The following is an 18,613-nucleotide window of genomic DNA, read 5'->3' as shown; positions in this document are numbered from 1 at the left end:
GACGGGCACACGCGAGGGCGCCCCCGGAGGGAGGACTCCGGGGGCGCCGGGGTGACCGCCCGCGCACCGGGGTGGGGAGGGGGTGCGGGCGGTCGCGGCGGCGGCGCGAGGGGGACGCGCCGCCGGCGGGTCAGCCGCCCCTGGCGTGGGTGCGGCGGGTGCGGCGGGAGACCGCGTCCAGGGTGACCGCCACCAGCAGCACCAGCGCGGTGATCATGAACCGGACCGGGGTGCCCATCTGGAGCAGGTACAGCCCCGAGGTGATGGCGCCCAGCACCAGGCCGCCCAGCAGCGCCGAGTAGGCGTTGCCGCGCCCGCCGAAGAGGCTGGTGCCGCCGATCACCGCGGCGGCGATGGCCATCATCAGCTCCTCGCCGGCGGCGGTGTCCAGGCTGGCCGAGAACGACCGCGACACCAGGATGATGCCGCCCATCGCCGAGAGCATGGAGGCCAGCGCGAACACCGAGATCCGCACCGCGTCGACGTTGATGCCCGCCCGGCGGGCCGCCTCGGCGCCGCCGCCCACCGCGAAGACCATCCGGCCGTAGCGGGTCTTGCGCAGGATCAGGTCGAAGGCCACCACGAACCCCACGAAGATGAGGAACGCCAGCGGCACGCCCTTGAACTGGTTGAGGACGAACACGGCGCCGAACACCGGCACGGCCAGGGCCAGGGTCCGCACCGCGATCTCCACCGGCGGCTTGGCCGGCAGCCCGGCGGCGGCCCGGCGGCGCTCCCCCAGCAGGGTGAACACCAGGAACGTCGCGACCACCACGACGGCGATGCCCCAGCCGAAGGCCGGCACGAAGAACGTCTGGGTGAGCGCGGCGATCGCGCCGCTGTCGCTGATGTTGATGGTGCCGTCGCTGCCCAGCAGTTGCAACTGCACGCCCTGCCAGCCCAGCAGGCCGGCCAGGGTGACCACGAACGCCGGTACGCCGATCTTGGCGAAGACCGTGCCGTGCAGGATGCCGATGGCCAGGCCGGTGCCGATGGCGGCCAGGATCGCCAGCCACTCCGACACGCCCATGCGTACCGCCAGCACGGCCAGCACCGAGGCCGACGCGCCGGCCACCGACCCGATGGACAGGTCGATCTCACCCAGCAGCAGCACCATGATGACGCCGGTGGTCATCAGGCCCACGGCCGCCACCTGCACCGTCAGGTTGGACAGGTTCTGCGGCGAGAGGAACCGCTCGTGCATGAGCTGGAAGACCACGCAGATGACGATGAGGCCGACGATGACCGGCAGTGGCCCCAGCTCGCCGCCGCGGATGCGGCGCAGCGCCGCCGCGGCCAGGCCGGGCGGGGACGTCTGGGTGACGAGCAGCCGGGGGTCGGGCTCGACCCCGATGCCGGACTTCCCGCCGGACGCGCCGGCCTTGCCGGTGATGGGTGTCTGCTGTGCCATCACGCCTCCTCCGTCCGACCCACCGACGCGCGCCCGGAGCGCCGCGAGACCGGATTGTCGGCCGCACCGGTGATGGCCGCCACGATCTCCTCGTAGCTGGTGTCCTCCACCGGGAAGTCGCCGGCGTTGCGCCCCAGGCGCAGGACGACGGCGCGGTCGGCCACGGCGCGCACGTCGGCCATGTTGTGGCTGATGAGGATCACGCCCAGGCCGCGGTCGCGCAGCCGCTCGATGAGGTCGAGCACCTGGGCGGTCTGGGCCACGCCCAGCGCGGCGGTGGGCTCGTCGAGCATGACCACCTTGGGCTCGCCCAGCAGTGAGCGGGCGATGGCGATGATCTGGCGCTGGCCGCCCGACAGCGAGGCGACCGGGACCCGCAGGCTCGGCATCTTCACCGACAGGGAGTCCAGCAGCTTCAGCGCCCGCCGCTCCATCTCGACCTCGTTGAGGATCCCGGCGGCCGACTTCTCCACGCCCAGGAACAGGTTGGCGACGATGTCGAGGTTGTCGCACAGGGCGAGGTCCTGGTAGATGGTGGCGATCCCCAGGCGCTGGGCGTCGCCGGGCCGGCCGATGGAGACCGGCTTGCCCTCCCAGAGGATGTCGCCGCTGTCGGCCGGGTTCACCCCGGCGATGACCTTGACGAGGGTGGACTTGCCGGCGCCGTTGTCGCCCAGCAGGGCGACCACCTCACCGGGTGCGACCCGCAGGTCGACCTGGTCGAGGGCCTGCACGGCGCCGAACCTCTTGGATATCCCGGACAGTTCCAGGACTGGTGTGCTCAATGTGGCGTCCTTTAGGCTTCCGTCCACGACGGGAGTCGCGTGGCTTGTGGTGTCCCGCTCGGCAACGGGCGCCGGTGTGCAGGACCGGCGCCCGTCGGCGTGTCGGCGGCCGGCTACTCCGCCTGGTCCTGGCAGAAGTCGGTGTCGGCGTACTCCTCGGTGCAGATCTCCTCGACGGTGTAGAACCCGTCGGCCACCACGGTGTCCTGGACCTCGTCCACGGTCACCGGCACCGGCTCGATGAGCACGGCGGGGATGGTGTTGCCGTCGTTGTCCTCGACCTCGGTCAGCTCCACGCCCTCGCCGGCCTGGTACTCCTCGCCGGTGGCGGCGGCCACCGCCATCTCCGCGGCGGTGCGCGCCTCGGGCTCGATCGCCTTGTAGACGGTCATGTACTGCTCGCCGGAGATGATGCGCTGCACGCCCGCGATCTCGGCGTCCTGGCCGGTGATGGGCGGGAGGTCGTCCACGCCGGCGCTCTTGAGGGCGGCGACCACGCCGGCGGCCATGCCGTCGTTGGCCACGTAGACGCCGTCGATGTTGTCGGCGCCCACCGAGGTGATGGCCTGCTCCATCTCGGTCTGGGCCTGGTCGGGCGACCACTCGGGGGTGTCGTACTCGGCGGCGATCTCGACCTGGCCCTCGAAGACCCCGTGGGCGCCGTCCTTGAAGTCGCCGGCGTTGGGGTCGGTGGGCGCGCCGTTGATCATGACGATCTGCGGCTCGCCGCTGCCGCCCTCCTCCTCCAGGGCCGTCAGCAGGGCCTCGGCCTGGACCTCGCCCACGCGGTGGTTGTCGAAGGAGACGTAGTAGTCCACGCCGCCCTCGGCGAGCCGGTCGTAGGCCACGACGGGCACGCCCTGGCTCTGGGCGTTGTTGACGATCCCGGCGGCGGCCTCGGAGTCCACGGCGTCGAGCACGAGCACGTCCACGCCGTCGGTGAGCATGGCCTCGGCCTGGGACTGCTGCTTGGAGGTCTCCTGGTCGGCGTTCTGGTACAGCAGTTCGCAGTTCTCGCACAGCTCCTGGAGCGCCTGCTCGAAGAGGGGCTTGTCGAACTCCTCGTACCTGGCGGTCTTGGACTCCGGCAGCAGCAGGCCGACCTTGAAGCCCTCCTCGACGCTGGCGTCGCCGCCCTCCTCACCGGTGCCGGTGGTGGTGGCGCCGCAGCCGGTGGCGACCAGGGTCAGCGCCGACAGTGCCGCCGCCGCGCCCAGCGCGGCGCGGCCCGCGTATCCGCTTCGCTTGTTCAACGAACTTGACCTCCTCTGAGGCCACCGAGTCGTACGTGGGGGGACACCGGTCGCGCAGTGTGGGCCGGGTCACTCGGTGGGCCGATGCGGGAAGTCAAACCCCGCCACCAGCTTGCCGTCAAGCCTTGAACGAATAACCGAAACGTCACAGAGGCTTCATTCAACCCGTGAACGCAATAACGGCGCAGGTCAGCGGTAGCACCGGGAAAGGTGAGCCATTCGGGAGTTATGTCGCCTTTGGCGCTAAATGTTCGCGGCGGCCTTCGCGGCCAGCAGCAACGCGCCCCGCAGGGCCGCCTCGTCGCCCAACCGGCCGCGCTCGATGCGCAGCCGCTCCAGCGCGCTGCCCAGGGTGCCCAGCTCCATGGAGCGCCGCACCGGCTCCAGCAGGGCCTCGCCCGCCCCGGTCAGCTCCCCGCCCAGCAGGACCAGCTCGGGGTTGAACGTGTTGGCCAGCACCCCCAGCGCCCGGCCCAGCGCCGAGCCCGCCTCGGCCACGATGCGCCGGCAGCCGGGGTCGCCCTTCTCGGCCGCGGCGACCAGCTCGGCCACGCTCGCCGGCGCGCCCTCGCCCTGGTGGGGCAGCATGTCCAGCAGGTAGGGCGCCCCCAGCACGGTCTCCAGGCAGCCGCGGTTGCCGCAGCGGCACACCTGGCCGCGCTCGTCCAGGCCGATGTGCCCGATCTCGCCGGCCGTGCCCCCGGCGCCGCGGAACAGCGCGCCGCCGACCACGATCCCGGCTCCCACGCCCTGGCCCAGCCGCACGTAGATGACGTGCTCGCGGCCCTGACCGGCGCCGTCGGCCATCTCCGCCAGCGCGCACAGGTTGGCGTCGTTCTCGGCGGTGACCGGCACGCCCAGGCGCAGGCCCAGCGCCGCGCCCGGGCGGAACCCGGCCCAGCGCGGCATGCAGGTGATGGCGCCGATCTCGCCGGTGGCGAGGTCGACGGGGCCGGGCACCGCGGCCGTGGCCGCCACCACGGTGCGGCGGTCCACCCGCACCCGGCCCAGCAGGGTCTCCACCAGCCACACCGCGCGCCGCACCCCGCGCTCGGGGTCGCCGGCCACGTCGTAGGCGATGGCCTCGCGCGCGAGCACCCCGCCCTCGCTGTCGCCCAGGGCGGCGGTGATGGCGGTCAGGGTGAAGTCGACGGCGACCACGGCGCCGGGCGGGCGGATGAGGGTGACCGCGCGGGCGCGGCGGCCGTTGGAGGAGGTCTCGCGCACCGACACCGTGCCGGCCGCGCGCAGGTTACGTACGATGTTGGAGACGCTGGCCGGCGACAGCCCGGTGCCCCGCGCGATCTCCGCCTGGGTCAGCGTGCCGCCGCTGCGCAGCGCGTCGACCACCCGCTGCTGGTTGGCCCGCCGCAGCGCCGCCTGGGACCCCGGAGTCACCTCCACATCGGTCACCGGTCCGTCTCCTCCCGTGAAACCCGCCCTGAAGCCTCGCGCCGCTGGTGGAAGCGAGCTTACAAGAATTGAATTCAGCACAGGCACGGCGGCGCGGCCCGGGTAGCCTGCCCCGCGTGCCCGTGCTCACCCTGTCCACCGCCGCCCCCGACTGGCCCCGGCGGGCCGTGGCGGCGCTGCGCCGCGCGCCGGCCCGCGCCGGACGGGTGCGGGTGCTGGCGGTCGAGGGGCGATCGGGCGCGGGCAAGACCACGCTGGCCCGGCGCGTCGCCGAGGAGGCGGGCTGCCCCCTGCTGCACCTGGACGACCTCTACCCGGGGTGGTCGGGGCTGGCGGCGGTGGTGCCGCTGGTGCGGGAGTGGGTGCTGGAGCCGCTGGCGCGCGGGGCCGACCCCCGCTGGCGGGCCTACGACTGGGCGCGCGGCGCCTTCGGGGAATGGCGCACCACGCCGGTGCGCGGCGAGCTGGTGATCGAGGGCTGCGGGTCGGGCGCGGCCCAACTGCGGCCCTACCTGGCGGAGCTGGCCTGGGTGCAGGCGCCGCCCGCGCTGCGGGGGCGGCGCCTGGACGCCCGCTGGGACGCCGCCGCCTACGCGCCGCACCGGCAGGAGTGGGCGCGCCAGGAGGACGCGTTCTACGCCGCGCACCGCCCGCGCGAGCACGCCGGGATCATCCTGGACAACGGCTGACCGGCGCCCGCGCGGGGCGCCGGTCGGGACGGCAGGGCACTGCGACCGGCCGGTCGGGGGCCGGGTGGCGGAAGCGGCAGCGGCTAGTTGTTGTCGTCCTGCTGGTCGTTCTGGTCGTCGGTGTCGTTCTGGTCGTCCTGCTGGTCGTCCTGGTCGTCCTGGCCGTCCTGCTGGTCGTCCTGGCCGTCCTGCTGGTCGTCCTGATCGTCCTGATCGTTTTGCTGGTCGTCCATGTCGTCCTGGTCGTCCTGCTGGTCGCCGCCGTCCTCCTCCTGGACGGTCTCCTCGCCGTCGTCGCCGTCGTCGTCGTTGCAGGCGGTCAGCGCGAACGAGGCGGTCAGGGCGATGGCGCCGGCGGCCACGAGGCGGCGCAGGACGTTGAGGGAGGTGTCGGGCATCGGGTGCTCCTCGTTGAGACTCGGTTACGGTTGGTGCCCGCCACGGGGCGCGGCGGGGCCGTGCTCCGGCCGTGCGGCCGGTCCTGGACGTTCAAGCTGTCCCGAACAGGGCGCCGTCAAACACCCGGCGCCGCGCGGGAGGCATTCCGCCGAGGTCAGGCCACGGTCACCTCGACGGTGTGGTGGCCGCTCGCCCCGTCGGGCGCCGGCGGCGCCTCCTGGGCGGTCTGCCACCGGCCGTCGCGGTCGCGCGCCCGCACGCTCAGCCGGTGCCGGCCGGGGCGGGCCGCCCACTCCAGCACCCACTGGCGCCAGGTGTCGGCGGTGTCCTCCTCGGCCAGGCGCGCCGGGCGCCACGGGCCGTCGTCGACGCGCACCTCGACCCGGTCCACACCGGTGTTCTGCGCCCAGGCCACACCGGCCACGGCAACGGTGCCCGCGCCGAGCGAGGCGCCCGCGCGCGGGGTGTCGATGCGCGACTGGGTCTTGATCGGCCCGCGCGCGGACCAGCCCCGGGGGACCCAGTAGGCGTCGAAGGCGGCGAATGTCGTCAGCTCCATCTCGGTGATCCACTTGCACGCCGAGACATACCCGTAGAGGCCGGGAACCACCATGCGGACGGGAAAACCGTGCTCGGCGGTGAGCGGGCGGCCGTTCATGCCCAGGGCCAGCATGGCGTCGCGGCCGTCGAGCAGGTCGGCCACCGGCGTGCCGATGGTCATGCCGTCCGCCGAGCGCGCCACGAGCTGGTCGGCGGGGCCGCCCTCACCGGGCGGGCGCACTCCCGCCTCGCGCAGCACCGCCGCCAGCGGCACGCCGATCCAGCGGGCGTTGCCCACCAGGTCGCCGCCGACCTGGTTGGACACGCACGCCAGGGTGATGTCGCGCTCAATCAGGTCCGAGCGGTCCAGCAGTTGGGCGTAGGTGTACTCGCGCGGGCGCACGCCCCGGCCGTGGACGCGCAGCCGCCAGCGCGCGGCGTCGACCTGGGGCACCACCAGCGCGGTGTGGATGGTGTAGAAGTCCTCGACGGGTGTGTAGAAGGGCGCCACGCCGTCGATGTCCAGTTCGGCGCCGTCGGGCAGCGGCGGGGCCGGGGAGTCGGGGCGGGGCAGCCGGATGGCGCGGGCCTGCTCCCCCGCCGCCGGGCGCCGTGCGGCGTAGAGCCGCCCGCCCGCCGCCGCACCCGCCGAGAGCACGGCGGCGGTCGCGCCCAGCGCGGCGAACCGCCGCCGGTCGAAGCCGGAGGCCGGGGCGGCCGAGGCGGGGACGGCCGACACAGGTGGACCGCCGGCCCCGGGAGGCGGCGCGGCCGTCCTCTCGGCGGGTGCGGCGGGCGCTGAGCTTTCACCGGCGCCGGTAGCCGGTGCGGACTCGGCCGCCGGTCGCGGGCGGGCCGCCGCCAGGAGCACCCGCAGCACCGAGGCGGCGACCGCACCGCCCACCAGCGCCGGGGCGGCGAAGAGCGGTCCGGCCTCGGGCCGGGTGAGCGCGGCGGCCGCGCCGACCGCCGCCAGCGCCGCCATGCCCGCGTCGCCCGTCCAGGGCCGACGCAGCGCCGCCGCGCCGATCCAGGCGGCCAGCGCGGCGAGCAGCACCGCGGTCCCGGCGATGAGCAGCGGCCGGTCGGCCTCGCCGACCGTCCGGATCGCGAACTCCACCAGCGGCAGCGGGGTGAGGTCGACGACCGCGCCGCCCACCGCGATCAGCGGGGCGGCCTGCGGGTGGATCAGCGCGCCGAGGAGTTCACCGGCGCCCAGGGCGGCCCCGGCGGCCACGACGCCGCTGAGGGCGCCGACGCGGCCGGGCACAGGGATGCGCGCGCCGGGGGCACCCTGCGGCGCGCTGCCGTGGGGCGGGTGGTCGGGCTGGTTGTCGGACACGCCCCTCCTCCACAGCCGCCGGTCCGGGGCATCTGGATCCTGTCACGGATACGCGACGCGGACCAGCGCACGGCTTCCCGGGACCGCCCCCCACCGCCTCCGCCACCGCCCTCGGCGGCCTCCCCACCTCCGCCGCTCCGGCGGGTGGTGGCCGAGTGTGGCCAGGGTGACGTCTGACATGGGCGCTTTCCGAAGTTTGTGGAACCAAGCCGACCCGGGCGGCGTCCCAAGATCACAGCGACCTCGGACGCGGACCGCACCCCTGACCGCGGTGCCCCCCAGGCCGCTGCCCCCGCGGTATCGAGACGGACGCATCGCTCGGCCATCCCTTGCGGTCTGGACGCCTGGAGCCCATCCCCTTGGAACGAAGAACAGACGGAGAAACCATGCCTACGACGACCATGCGCCCGCGTATCGTTCGGGTCGCCGCCACCGCCGCCGTCGCCGCCGCCGGCCTGACCCTGTCGGGCTGCGGGCTGCTGGCCAGCCTCCAGGGCAACGTGTTCACCCTCGAGGTCGGCGACTGCCTGGCCGAGCCCCTGGGCATGACCGAGATCTCCGAGATCGAGACCGCCGAGTGCAGTCAGCCGCACGAGTCCGAGGTCTTCGCCAGCGTCATGATGGAGGACGGCGACTACCCCGGCGACGAGGCCGTGGCGACCCAGGCCGAGGAGACCTGCGTGTCGGAGTTCGAGAGCTTCGTGGGCATGCCCTACATGGAGTCCGAGCTGGACATGGACATGCTGCACCCCACCCAGGAGTCGTGGGAGTCCATGGACGACCGCGAGATCCTCTGCGTCATCTACGACCCCGCCGGCCAGACCACCGGCAGCCTGTCGGGCGCGGCCCGCTAGTCCCCGCGTCCACCGCGCCGGCCCGCGAGGGCCGGCCCTTCCGCGCCCGGCCGGGTTCACCCCGGCCGGGCGCGGTGCGTGTGGGGGCCTTCATGACCGGGCGCGGCGCGCGTGCGGACTTCGGCCCCGGGAACACCGCCGAGCCCTGCCGACCGCCCTACCGGCCCTGCGCGGTGCAGGCCGCCCGGACCTCCTCCAGTTCGCGGCGCATCTGGAGTACGCCGTTCTCCAACTGGGCGGCGTGCCCGTTGAGCTGGTGGAACCGCGCCTCCGCCGCGTGGGCGGAGGTGCGGTGGCCGTGGCGGGGGCCGCTGGCCAGCCGCAGCAGCCCGGCGGCCAGCCGCGCCGCCAGCCACACCACCGCGATCAGGACGATCCAGCCGAGCATGTCGTCGGCGGTCTCGGTGAGGTCCAGGATCACCAGCACCCCCACCGCCAGGCCGGGGAAGGCCGGGTTGATCCGCAGCCAGGCGCCGAGCCGGTTCAGCCGGGTCTCGCGCTCCCACCGGCTCAGCGCCTCGGTGCGCTCCCCCTCGGCCACGGCCAGCGCCGCCGACCAGTCCGCCAGGCGGGCGGCGCTCTCCCGCGCCACGCCCGTCAGCGGCGCCACGGCGGCGGCCACGCCGGCGCGGGCCGCCGGTGTCGGCGCCCCCTCCACCGCGCTCCACAGCACCGCGAACCACTCGGCGGCCTCGGCGCTGCCCTGGGCGTCGGGCGGGCCGACCAGCTCAGGGCGCAGCAGGTAGGACAGGATGAGCGCGGAGTCCACGGCGGCGTGCGCGGCCAGGCGGGGCGCTGCCCGGTCCAGCCGCTCCCGGAACTCCCCCGCCGCCCGCTCGGCGGCCTCCAGGTCGTCGGCCAGCTTCCGCAGCTCGGCGCTGTCGGGTCCGGCGTGCAGCGCCATGACGCTCAGCACCTCGGAGCGGGCCAGCAGCATCAGCTCGTTGTCGGGTGCGGCGCCGGTGAAGGCGGGCCGCACCACGGCGAAGCGCTCGCGCAGCGCGGCGACCGAGGCGTCGCGGCCCCGGAAGACCGGCGGCAGGTCGGGCCGCAACTGGACGATGAACCAGGCGACGGCGACGTTGGCGTCGGCCGCGCGGCGGCGGAACAGGGCGCGGTCCACCAGGGTGTCGCCGATGTCGTTGACCAGCCACACGCCCAGCGCGGCGCGCTCCTCCTCGCTGCCGAAGACCTCCACGGCGGCGGACCAGTTGGCCTGCATCGCCGCCGCCAGCTCCCCGGGGTCGGTGAAGCGGCGCCCGGTGAACCAGTAGGGCGGCACCGCGTCGCCGCCGGCGGCGCCGTGGAACCCGGAGAACGCGTGCGCCCCGGTGTGCGGCGGCGGGGTGCCGAAGGCGGAGGCGCCCTGGCCGGGGGCCGCCGCGTGCGGCGGTGTGGCGTGCGGCGGGGCGGGGGTGGCCGCCGCGCCCGAGGCGTGGGCCGCGGCGGGGCCCGAGGCGCTCTCGGCGGCGCCCGGGGCGGGGGCCGCGCGCGTGGCGCCGGGCGCCAGGCTGGTGTAGATGAGCGTTCCGGGGGCGGCCTCGGGCGCGCCGCCGTCACCGGCGCTACCCGGTGCGGAGGTTCCGGGCTCCCCCGCACCGGCGGGCGGCCCCACGCGGGTCTCGGCCACCCGGGTCTCCGCCACGCGCGTCTCGACGACACGGGTGGCGGACTCGGCCATCGGGGCGGCGGGGTCGGCCACGCGGGTGGGCTCCACCACCGTGCCCCCGTCGGCCCCGGGGCCGTGGGGCTCCCCCGCCGCCGCGCCCACGGGCTCCACCCGGGTGGCGTCGGCGCCGGGCGCGGGCGCCACCACGGTGCGCCCCTCGGTCCCGGCCTCGGCTCCGCCATCGGGCGCGGGCGCCACTCCCGGCTCCGAGCCGGGCGCCCCGCCCACGACCACAGGGCCGCCGGGAGCCGCGCCCAGCAGCAGGTCCAGCAGCCCGCGCGCCGTGGGGCGGCGGGCCGGGTCCTTGTCCAGGCAGGCCAGCACCACCGACAGCAGCGGCTCGCCCAGGTCGCCGGTGTCGGGCTCGCCGGTGAGGATGCGGGTGGCGCGGGCGGCCTGGGTGGGCGCGGCGAACGCCTCGCGGCCCGTTGCGGCGTAGACCATCACCGCGCCCCAGGCGAAGACGTCGACGGCCGCCGTCAGCCGCAGCCCCTCCAACTGCTCGGGCGCCATGTAGCCGACGGTCCCCACCACGCCGCTGGCGGTCACCGAGGTGGCCTCCACCGCGCGGGCGATCCCGAAGTCGATGACGCGCGGGCCGTCTGCGGCCAGCAGGATGTTGTCGGGCTTGAGGTCGCGGTGCACCACCCCGGCACCGTGGATGGCGGCCAGCGCGGTGGCGGTGGAGACCGCCAGCCGCTGGAGGGCCGCCCCCCGGCGCGGCCCCTCGTCGCGCACGGCGGCCGTGAGCGTGGGCCCCTCGATGTACTCCGAGGCGATCCAGGGCTGCTCGGCGGCGCAGTCGGCGTCGAGGATCGGCGCGATGCAGAAGCCGCCGACCTTGCGGGCCTGCTCCACCTCGGCGGCGAACCGGCGCCGCATCTCCTCGTCCTGCGCCCAGGAGGTGTGCAGCAGCTTCACGGCGGCGCGGGCGCCGTCGGGCGCCTCGCCCATGAAGACATCGCCGAACCCTCCGCGCCCCAGGCGCCGCACCAACCGGTACGGCCCGGCGAAGCGGTCGCCTCCTGCGGTTTCGGCCTCGCCCATACGCACCGTTTCCGACTCGCCCCATGCTCTACGGGATCAGGACTATACGCCCCGCGAGCACCGGGTCGGAACACGCGGTGCGCGGGGGTGGCCGCCGGGCCCCCTGGTGGGGGCGCCGACGGCGCGGGGCCGCCGTCGTCCGGCCGGACGACGGCGGCCCCGCTGGGCACCGCGCGCGGCCCGGGGGCCGCGCGCGCTCCTCACTCCACTTCGCGGTACCTCGCGGTACTTCGCGATCTACTTCTTACTTCGCGATGAGCTGGCGCAGCACGTACTGGAGGATGCCGCCGTTGCGGTAGTAGTCGGCCTCCCCGGGGGTGTCGATGCGCACGACGGCGTCGAACTCCACCCCGGTGTCGGTGCTGACCTTGACGGTGCTGGGCACCCGCCCCTCGTTCAGCTCGGTGATGCCGGTGATGGAGAAGGTCTCCTCGCCGGTCAGGCCGAGGGAGTCGGCCGACTGCCCCTCGGGGAACTGGAGCGGCAGCACGCCCATGCCGATGAGGTTGGAGCGGTGGATGCGCTCGTAGGACTCGGTGATCACCGCGCGCACGCCCAGCAGCCGGGTGCCCTTGGCCGCCCAGTCGCGCGAGGAGCCCGAACCGTACTCCTTGCCGCCCAGCACCACCAGCGGGATGTCCCGCTCGGCGTAGTTCTGCGCCGCGTCGTAGATGAAGGTGACGGGGGCGTCGGCCGGGTTGTCGGCCTGGGTGAAGTCGCGGGTGTAGCCGCCCTCGGTGCCCGGCGCGATCTGGTTGCGCAGCCGGATGTTGGCGAAGGTGCCGCGGATCATCACCTCGTGGTTGCCGCGCCGCGACCCGTAGGAGTTGAAGTCGCGCCGCTCCACGCCGTGCGCCTTGAGGTACTGGCCCGCCGGGGTGTCGGGCTTGATGGACCCGGCCGGCGAGATGTGGTCGGTGGTGACGGAGTCGCCGAGCTTGGCCAGCACCCGGGCGCCGGTGATGTCGGTGACCGCCTCGGGCTCCACGCCCATGCCCTCGAAGTAGGGGGGCTTGCGGACGTAGGTGGAGTCCGCGTCCCACTCGAAGGTGTTGCCGGTGGGCGTGGGCAGCGAGCGCCACCGCTCGTCGCCGGCGAACACGTCGGAGTAGGCCGACTCGTACATGTCGGAGGCGATCGCGGAGTCGATGACCTCCTGGACCTCCTCCGGCGCCGGCCAGACGTCGGCGAGGTAGACGGGCTCGCCGTCGGAGCCGATGCCCAGCGGCTCGGTGGTGATGTCGACGTCCATGGACCCGGCCAGGGCGTAGGCCACCACCAGCGGCGGCGAGGCCAGGTAGTTCATCTTGACGTCGGGGTTGATGCGGCCCTCGAAGTTGCGGTTGCCCGAGAGCACGGCCGCCACGGCGAGGTCGTTGTCCTGGACCGCCGCCGAGATCTCCTCGGGCAGCGGGCCGGAGTTGCCGATGCAGGTGGTGCAGCCGTAGCCGACGAGGTTGAACCCGAGCTTGTCCAGGTAGGGGGTCAGGCCCGAGCGCTCGTAGTAGTCGGTGACGACCTTGGAGCCGGGCGCCAGCGAGGTCTTGACCCACGGCTTGCGGGACAGGCCCTTCTCGACCGCCTTCTTGGCCAGCAGCGCGGCGCCGATCATGACCGAGGGGTTGGAGGTGTTGGTGCAGGAGGTGATCGCGGCGATCACGACCTTGCCGTGGTCCAGCTCGGTCTGGGTGCCGTCGGCCATGGTGACCGGCACGGGGTTGTGCGGCACCAGCCCGTTGGGCGTGGGCGTCGGGGAGTCCGAGGCCGGGAAGGACTCGGCCGATGCCTCGTCCACGGAGCTGGTGACGTAGTTCTGCACGTCCTGGCGCCAGGTGGCCTTGGCCTCCGACAGGGCGATGCGGTCCTGCGGGCGCTTGGGGCCGGCGATGGAGGGCACGACGTCGCCGAGGTCCAGCTCCAGGTACTCGGAGTACTCCGGCTCGTGGGAGGGGTCGTGCCAGAGGCCCTGCTCCTTGGCGTAGGCCTCGACCAGGCGGGTCTGGGTCTCGGGGCGGCCGGTCAGGGTGAGGTAGCGGATGGTCTCCTCGTCGATCGGGAAGATCGCCGCGGTGGAGCCGAACTCCGGGCTCATGTTGCCGATGGTGGCGCGGTTGGCCAGCGGCACCGAGGCCACGCCCTCGCCGTAGAACTCCACGAACTTGCCGACCACGCCGTGCTTGCGCAGCATCTCGGTGACGGTGAGCACGAGGTCGGTGGCGGTGGTGCCCGGGTTGAGCGAGCCGGTCAGCTTGAAGCCGACCACGCGCGGGATGAGCATGGAGATGGGCTGGCCCAGCATGGCGGCCTCGGCCTCGATGCCGCCCACGCCCCAGCCCAGGATGCCCAGGCCGTTCTGCATGGTGGTGTGGGAGTCGGTGCCCACGCAGGTGTCGGGGTAGACCTGCCCGTTGCGCACCATGGCGACGCGGGCCAGGTGCTCGATGTTGGCCTGGTGCACGATGCCGGTGCCGGGCGGCACCACCTTGAACTCGTCGAAGGCGGTCTGGCCCCAGCGCAGGAACTGGTAGCGCTCGCGGTTGCGCTCGTACTCGATCTCGACGTTGCGCTCGAAGGCGTCGGGGCGGCCGAAGATGTCGACCACCACGGAGTGGTCGATGACCAGCTCGGCCGGAGCCAGCGGGTTGATCTTCTCGGGGTCGCCGCCCAGGTCGTTGACGGCCTCGCGCATGGTCGCGAGGTCCACCACGCAGGGCACGCCGGTGAAGTCCTGCATGATCACCCGCGCGGGGGTGAACTGGATCTCCTGGCTGGGCTGGGCCTTGGGGTCCCACTGCCCGATCGCCCGGATGTGCTCCGCGGTGACGTTGGCCCCGTCCTCGGTGCGCAGCAGGTTCTCCAGCAGCACCTTCAGGCTGTAGGGGAGCCGCCGGACGCCCTCGACGGCGTCCAGGCGGAAGATCTCATACGACTCGTCGCCAACGCGGAGCGTGTCACGGCTGCCGAAGCTGTTCGCGGACACGGTGATTGCCTCCTGATCTCGCCACTTTGTCCCAGCATCCTGCCGCAGCGACGGTGCTGGGACACCACTGAGGCTGTCCTAACAAGGAGCCGGCCAGGACGGCGCCGCGCCACCCGCCTGGCGGCGCGCCGGGGACCCTGTTCCGTTCTACCAGCGATGTCCCCGGTGCCCCCGTCGGCGCGCGTAGCCGGGTCCGGACTTCGCCCGCGCGGGGCTGCCGCGCGGCGGCCGATCTCGCCTGCCCCGAGTTGATTTATCTCGATATCAAGGTATCCCACACATATCTCGACATCAAGTTACCAACGGGTACGAGGTGGGGGCGGGTTCCGGGGAACCACCGGCGGTCCGCCGCGCGTCCTACCTCCTCGACACGCCCCGGTCCCCCATGTCGGCGAACCAGCAAGGAGCCCCCCACATGCGCGCAGTGCGCGACACGGTCATCTTCGTCCTCTGCGGCCTGGCGCTGCTCGTGTGGGGACTCATCACCCTGCTCTCCCCGGGGGCGCCCGCCGACCTCACCTTCTCCGACGCGGCCGCGCGCTACTGGACCATCCCCGTGGGCGCCGCGATGCTGGCGACCGGGATCGTCTTCTACGTGCGCGGCGGACGCCGCCGCCCGCGCACCCCGGCGCGGGGCGCGGACCCCGCCGACGGCGGACCGGCCCCCGCCCCGGCGCCCGAGGAGCACCGCCGCGAGGACTGAGGCGCCGAGGCGGCGAGGCACCGCCGGCCCGGCCCGCCGCGCGGGCGGACCGGGCGGTGGACCGGGCCGGGCGGTGGACGCTACTGGATCTGGCGGTACACCTGGGCGGCCAGCAGCTCCAGGTGGTCCAGGTCGGACATGTCGAGCACCTGGAGGTACACCCGCTCGGCCCCCAGCTCCTTGAAGCGGCCGAGCTTCTCGACGATCTCGGCCGGGCTGCCGGCCAGCCCGTTGCGGCGCAGCTCCTCGGGCTCGCGGCCGATGGCCTCGGCCCGCCGGTTCACCTCGGCCTCGTCGCGGCCGCAGCACACCACCTGCGCGGCGGAGTAGACCATCGGCTCGGCGCGCCCGGCGGCCTCCACCGCCGCGCGCACCCGGTCGAAGGCGGCGCCGGTGTCCTCGGGCGAGTTGAACGGCACGTTGTACTCGTCGGCGTGCGCCGCCGCCAGCCGGGGCGTGCGGACCTTGCCGACGCCGCCGATCAGCACCGGCGGACGGGGCGCCTGCTGCGGCTTGGGCAGCGCGGGGCTGTCGGTGAGGCGGTAGTGGCGGCCCTCGTAGCGGAAGGTGTCGCCGACCGGGGTGGCCCACAGGCCGGTGATGATGTCGAGCTGCTCCTCGTAGCGCTCGAACCGCTCGCGGCCCGAGGTGGGGAACGGGATGCCGTAGGCGGTGTGCTCGTCCTCGAACCAGCCGGCGCCGAAGCCGAACTCCACCCGGCCGCCGCTCATGCGGTCGACCTGGGCGACGGCGATGGCCAGCGGCCCGGGGTGGCGGAAGGTCGCGGCGGTCATGAGCGTGCCCAGCCGGATACGGGAGGTCTCGCGGGCCAGCCCGGCGAGGGTCACCCAGGAGTCGGTGGGCCCGGGCAGCCCGTCGACGCCGCCCATCTTCAAATAATGGTCAGATCGGAAGAAAGCATCAAATCCCAAGTCCTCGGCGGCCTTGGCGACCGCGAGCTGGGTCTCGTAGGTGGCACCCTGCTGCGGTTCGATGAAGATCCTCAAGCGCATGGTCCCATTGTCGTACCGTTCGCCCCGTGGGGGAAAACGCGACCCACGGACACCGCGGCCCACTCCGGTCACACCGCCCCCGCGCGGGGCGCGGAAGCGGCGCGGCACGCGGGGCACGGGCGCGGAGGGTCACGGCATCCGGCCGCCGCGCGGGCGCAGGGCCGCGTGGGCGCTGACGAGCCCGGCCCGCCGCGCCTCGGGGAGGCGGCGCGCCCCCTCGCGCAGCGTCAGCCCGGAGACGCGGTCCAGGCGCTCGGCCAGCCAGTCGGCGACGGTGTCGGGGTGGTGCTTGACGCCCTCGCGCAGCACCCACCCGATCGCCTTGCGCACGAAGAAGCGGGTGTCGGTGAGCAGGGGGTCGGCGACCTCGCCGAAGACCGGAAACCAGCGCGGGAAGTCACCCGCGCGCCGCACGGGCAGCAGGAAGGTCAGCAGGCCCCCGCGCCGCACCCACTGCGCGTCGTCGGCGGCCCACCGGCGCGCGTCGGCCTCCACCTCAGGATGGCGCAGCAGCAGCCGCCCGGCGACGAAGGGCGCCAGCAGGTCCACGTGCGCCCAGGTCGCGCAGTCCCGCAGCAGCCGCTCCAGCAGCGCGGTGTCGGCGGGTTCGAGCCGGTCCACGCAGCCGTCCAGCAGCAGCAGCGCCAGCGACCGCTCCTCGTGCACCGGCCGCGCCCACAGCTCCTCGACGGTGGCCGTCACCTCGGCGCGGGTCAGCCCCGGGTGCTCGCGCAGCACCGCCTTGACCAGCGCCCGCATGGCCGGCAGCGGCACCCCCACGTGGTCCAGGCCGCTTCGGAGGTAGCGCTTCTCCGTCTCGGCCCGCCCGGGCACCGCCCCCGCGCGCAGCCGCGTACGCATCTCCTCGGCCAGCGCCGGCGGATCGAGGGGAGTCACCATGGCCGCGGCCTTCCGCTCGGGCCGGGACGGGTCACCGCGCCCTCAGGGATGGGCGGGGTCGGGCCCGGCGGTCAGTCCTGCTCGGTGCGCTCCAGTACCGCCAGGCACTCCACGTGGTGGGTCATGGGGAAGGAGTCGAAGGCGCGGACGTCGACCAGTTCGTAGCCCTCCTCCACGAAGGCCGCGAGGTCGCGGGCCAGGGTGGCGGGGTCGCACGAGACGTAGGCCACGCGTCGGTTGCGGAGTTCGGCGAGCTGGCGGGCCACCAGGGTGCCCGCGCCGGTGCGGGGCGGGTCGATGACCGCGACGTCCACGCGCATGTCGACCCACTCGCGCAGCCGCTGGCCGACGTCGCCCTGCTCCACGCGCGCCCACGGCAGGTCGCGCAGGTTGTGGGCGGCGTCGCGCACCGCGTCGACCTCGCCCTCGACCCCCAGGACGCGGCCCTCGGGGCCGACCGCCTCGGCCAGGGCGGCGGTGAACAGGCCGGCCCCGCAGTAGAGGTCCAGCGCGGTCTCGCCCGGCTTGGGCGCCAGCGCCTCCAGCACCGCCTCGGTCAGGACGCGGGCCGCCGCCGGGTGCACCTGCCAGAACCCGCCGGCGCTGACGCGGAACTCCCGCTCCCCCACGCGCTCGCGCACGGCGCGGCGGCCGCGCACCTGCTGCACGCGGCCGTTGCGGAACCGGCGCAGCACCGCCGCCGACGCCTTGGGCGCGGGCAGCGGCGGCAGCTTGGCGCCGGTGGGGGTGACGATCAGGGCGGTGTCCTTGGTGGAGCCCGAGGCGACGGCCTCGACCTCGCGCACCTGCGGCCACTCCAGGTCGGTGACCCCGAGCCGGTCGACCTCGGGGTGGGCGATCAGGCAGCGGTCGACGGGCTCGATCTCGTGGGAGCGGTGGCGGCGCAGCCCCGGGCGCCCGGCGTGGTCCACGGCGAAGCGCACGCGGGTGCGCCAGCCCAGGCCGTCGGGCGTGCCCGGCAGCTCCTCGACGCGCACCTCGCGGTTAATGCCGGCGATGCGGCGCAACTGCTCGGCGACCACCTCGCCCTTGATGCGGCGCTGGGCCTCCAGGGTGGCGTGCTGCCAGTCGCAGCCGCCGCAGCGGCCCGGACCGGCGAAGGGGCAGGGCGGCTCGACCCGGTCGGGGGACGCCTCAAGCACCTCGACGGCGTCGGCGCGCAGGAAGCGCTTGGTCTCCTCGGTGACCCGGACCCGCACCCGCTCGCCGGGCAGCGTGTGCCGGACGAAGACGACGCGGTCGTTGTGGCGGCCCACACACCAGCCGCCGTGGGCGACGTTGTCGACCCGCAGTTCGATCTCGGTGCCCACCATGCCCGGCGCGCGACGGGTTTTCGGGCTCGGCGCGGGACTCAATGCAGACGACCTCCGGCAGACGGGAACGTTCGGGCTTTGCGTGGGTGACCCTCCGCGTACAGCCACCGCCCATCTGCTCGCCACTCTAGCCGAGCCCGGGGACCGGATTCGGCGCCGCGCGGCCCCCCACCGGCCCGGTCGCTGCCCGCGCCGGCCCCGGGCGGGCGCCCCGGCGGGGCACGCGTGCGGGCGCGCCCCGCTCCCGCGCGCGTGCGCGATGGGTATACCGTCGCCGGGGG

The 18,613-nt window shown here is 74.5% G+C and carries 14 protein-coding genes; 3 read left to right on the top strand and 11 right to left on the bottom strand.

The window, feature by feature from the left end; all coding sequences use genetic code 11:
- Positions 1-130: 130 nt before the first annotated feature.
- From LG943_RS22655 to LG943_RS22640, 4 genes are all read right to left on the bottom strand, one after another.
- Positions 131-1,411 carry a sugar ABC transporter permease gene (locus tag LG943_RS22655; protein ID WP_270074370.1) on the bottom strand — a complete coding sequence of 427 codons (1,281 nt, stop codon included), beginning with the start codon at positions 1,409-1,411 and terminating at the stop codon, positions 131-133.
- A complete protein-coding gene (locus tag LG943_RS22650) occupies positions 1,411-2,196 on the bottom strand; it encodes an ATP-binding cassette domain-containing protein (protein ID WP_270074369.1) in 786 nt (261 codons plus the stop codon). Before LG943_RS22650 ends, LG943_RS22655 begins: the two co-directional genes overlap by 1 nt.
- A gap of 113 nt (positions 2,197-2,309) precedes the next feature.
- Positions 2,310-3,449: an ABC transporter substrate-binding protein gene (locus LG943_RS22645; protein WP_270074368.1), complete on the bottom strand. Its 1,140-nt coding sequence runs from the start codon at positions 3,447-3,449 to the stop codon at positions 2,310-2,312.
- Positions 3,450-3,692: 243 nt separating this feature from the next.
- Positions 3,693-4,862, bottom strand: a complete 1,170-nt coding sequence (locus tag LG943_RS22640) for an ROK family transcriptional regulator (RefSeq protein WP_270074367.1) — start codon at positions 4,860-4,862, stop codon at positions 3,693-3,695.
- 116 nt (positions 4,863-4,978) lie between these two features.
- On the opposite strand from LG943_RS22640, the gene LG943_RS22635 reads away from it, so the two are divergent.
- Positions 4,979-5,551, top strand: coding sequence for a nucleoside/nucleotide kinase family protein (locus tag LG943_RS22635; RefSeq protein WP_270074366.1), 573 nt, complete (start codon positions 4,979-4,981; stop codon positions 5,549-5,551).
- A gap of 83 nt (positions 5,552-5,634) precedes the next feature.
- Here the strand turns inward: LG943_RS22635 and LG943_RS22630 are convergent, their stop codons facing one another.
- Together LG943_RS22630 and LG943_RS22625 are read right to left on the bottom strand one after the other, a co-directional pair.
- Complete coding sequence (locus tag LG943_RS22630) at positions 5,635-5,949, bottom strand: hypothetical protein (protein WP_270074365.1); 315 nt, start codon at positions 5,947-5,949, stop codon at positions 5,635-5,637.
- Between the two features lie 155 nt (positions 5,950-6,104).
- Positions 6,105-7,832, bottom strand: a complete 1,728-nt coding sequence (locus tag LG943_RS22625; protein WP_408648635.1) for a molybdopterin-dependent oxidoreductase — start codon at positions 7,830-7,832, stop codon at positions 6,105-6,107.
- 386 nt (positions 7,833-8,218) lie between these two features.
- Here LG943_RS22625 and LG943_RS22620 point away from each other — a divergent pair, with 386 nt between their 5' ends.
- A complete protein-coding gene (locus tag LG943_RS22620) occupies positions 8,219-8,686 on the top strand; it encodes a septum formation family protein (protein ID WP_270074364.1) in 468 nt (155 codons plus the stop codon).
- Positions 8,687-8,843: 157 nt separating this feature from the next.
- On the opposite strand, the gene LG943_RS22615 is transcribed toward LG943_RS22620, so the two are convergent.
- Positions 8,844-11,402 carry a serine/threonine-protein kinase gene (locus LG943_RS22615; RefSeq protein ID WP_270074363.1) on the bottom strand — a complete coding sequence of 853 codons (2,559 nt, stop codon included), beginning with the start codon at positions 11,400-11,402 and terminating at the stop codon, positions 8,844-8,846.
- Between the two features lie 244 nt (positions 11,403-11,646).
- The gene (gene acnA, locus LG943_RS22610) at positions 11,647-14,382 is read right to left on the bottom strand and encodes an aconitate hydratase AcnA (RefSeq protein WP_270074362.1); all 2,736 of its coding nucleotides are present in this window, start codon (positions 14,380-14,382) and stop codon (positions 11,647-11,649) included.
- 415 nt (positions 14,383-14,797) lie between these two features.
- Between acnA and LG943_RS22605 the strand changes: the two genes are divergently transcribed.
- The gene (locus tag LG943_RS22605) at positions 14,798-15,085 is read left to right on the top strand and encodes a hypothetical protein (protein ID WP_270074361.1); all 288 of its coding nucleotides are present in this window, start codon (positions 14,798-14,800) and stop codon (positions 15,083-15,085) included.
- Positions 15,086-15,165: 80 nt separating this feature from the next.
- Here LG943_RS22605 and LG943_RS22600 read toward each other — a convergent pair whose 3' ends face one another.
- The 3 genes from LG943_RS22600 to LG943_RS22590 all read right to left on the bottom strand — a co-directional run bounded on the left by LG943_RS22600 (position 15,166) and on the right by LG943_RS22590 (position 18,332).
- Positions 15,166-16,098 carry an LLM class F420-dependent oxidoreductase gene (locus LG943_RS22600; protein WP_270074360.1) on the bottom strand — a complete coding sequence of 311 codons (933 nt, stop codon included), beginning with the start codon at positions 16,096-16,098 and terminating at the stop codon, positions 15,166-15,168.
- Positions 16,099-16,227: 129 nt separating this feature from the next.
- Entirely contained in the window at positions 16,228-16,998 is a 771-nt protein-coding gene (locus LG943_RS22595; protein ID WP_270074359.1) for a DNA alkylation repair protein, read from the bottom strand.
- A gap of 71 nt (positions 16,999-17,069) precedes the next feature.
- Positions 17,070-18,332: a class I SAM-dependent RNA methyltransferase gene (locus tag LG943_RS22590; RefSeq protein WP_270074358.1), complete on the bottom strand. Its 1,263-nt coding sequence runs from the start codon at positions 18,330-18,332 to the stop codon at positions 17,070-17,072.
- Positions 18,333-18,613: the final 281 nt, after the last annotated feature.

The organism is Streptomonospora mangrovi (assembly GCF_027604915.1).
GTDB lineage: Bacteria > Actinomycetota > Actinomycetes > Streptosporangiales > Streptosporangiaceae > Streptomonospora > Streptomonospora mangrovi.
The sequence above is the reverse complement of the archived record's forward strand: the minus strand, read 5'-3'. Positions and strand labels throughout refer to the sequence as shown.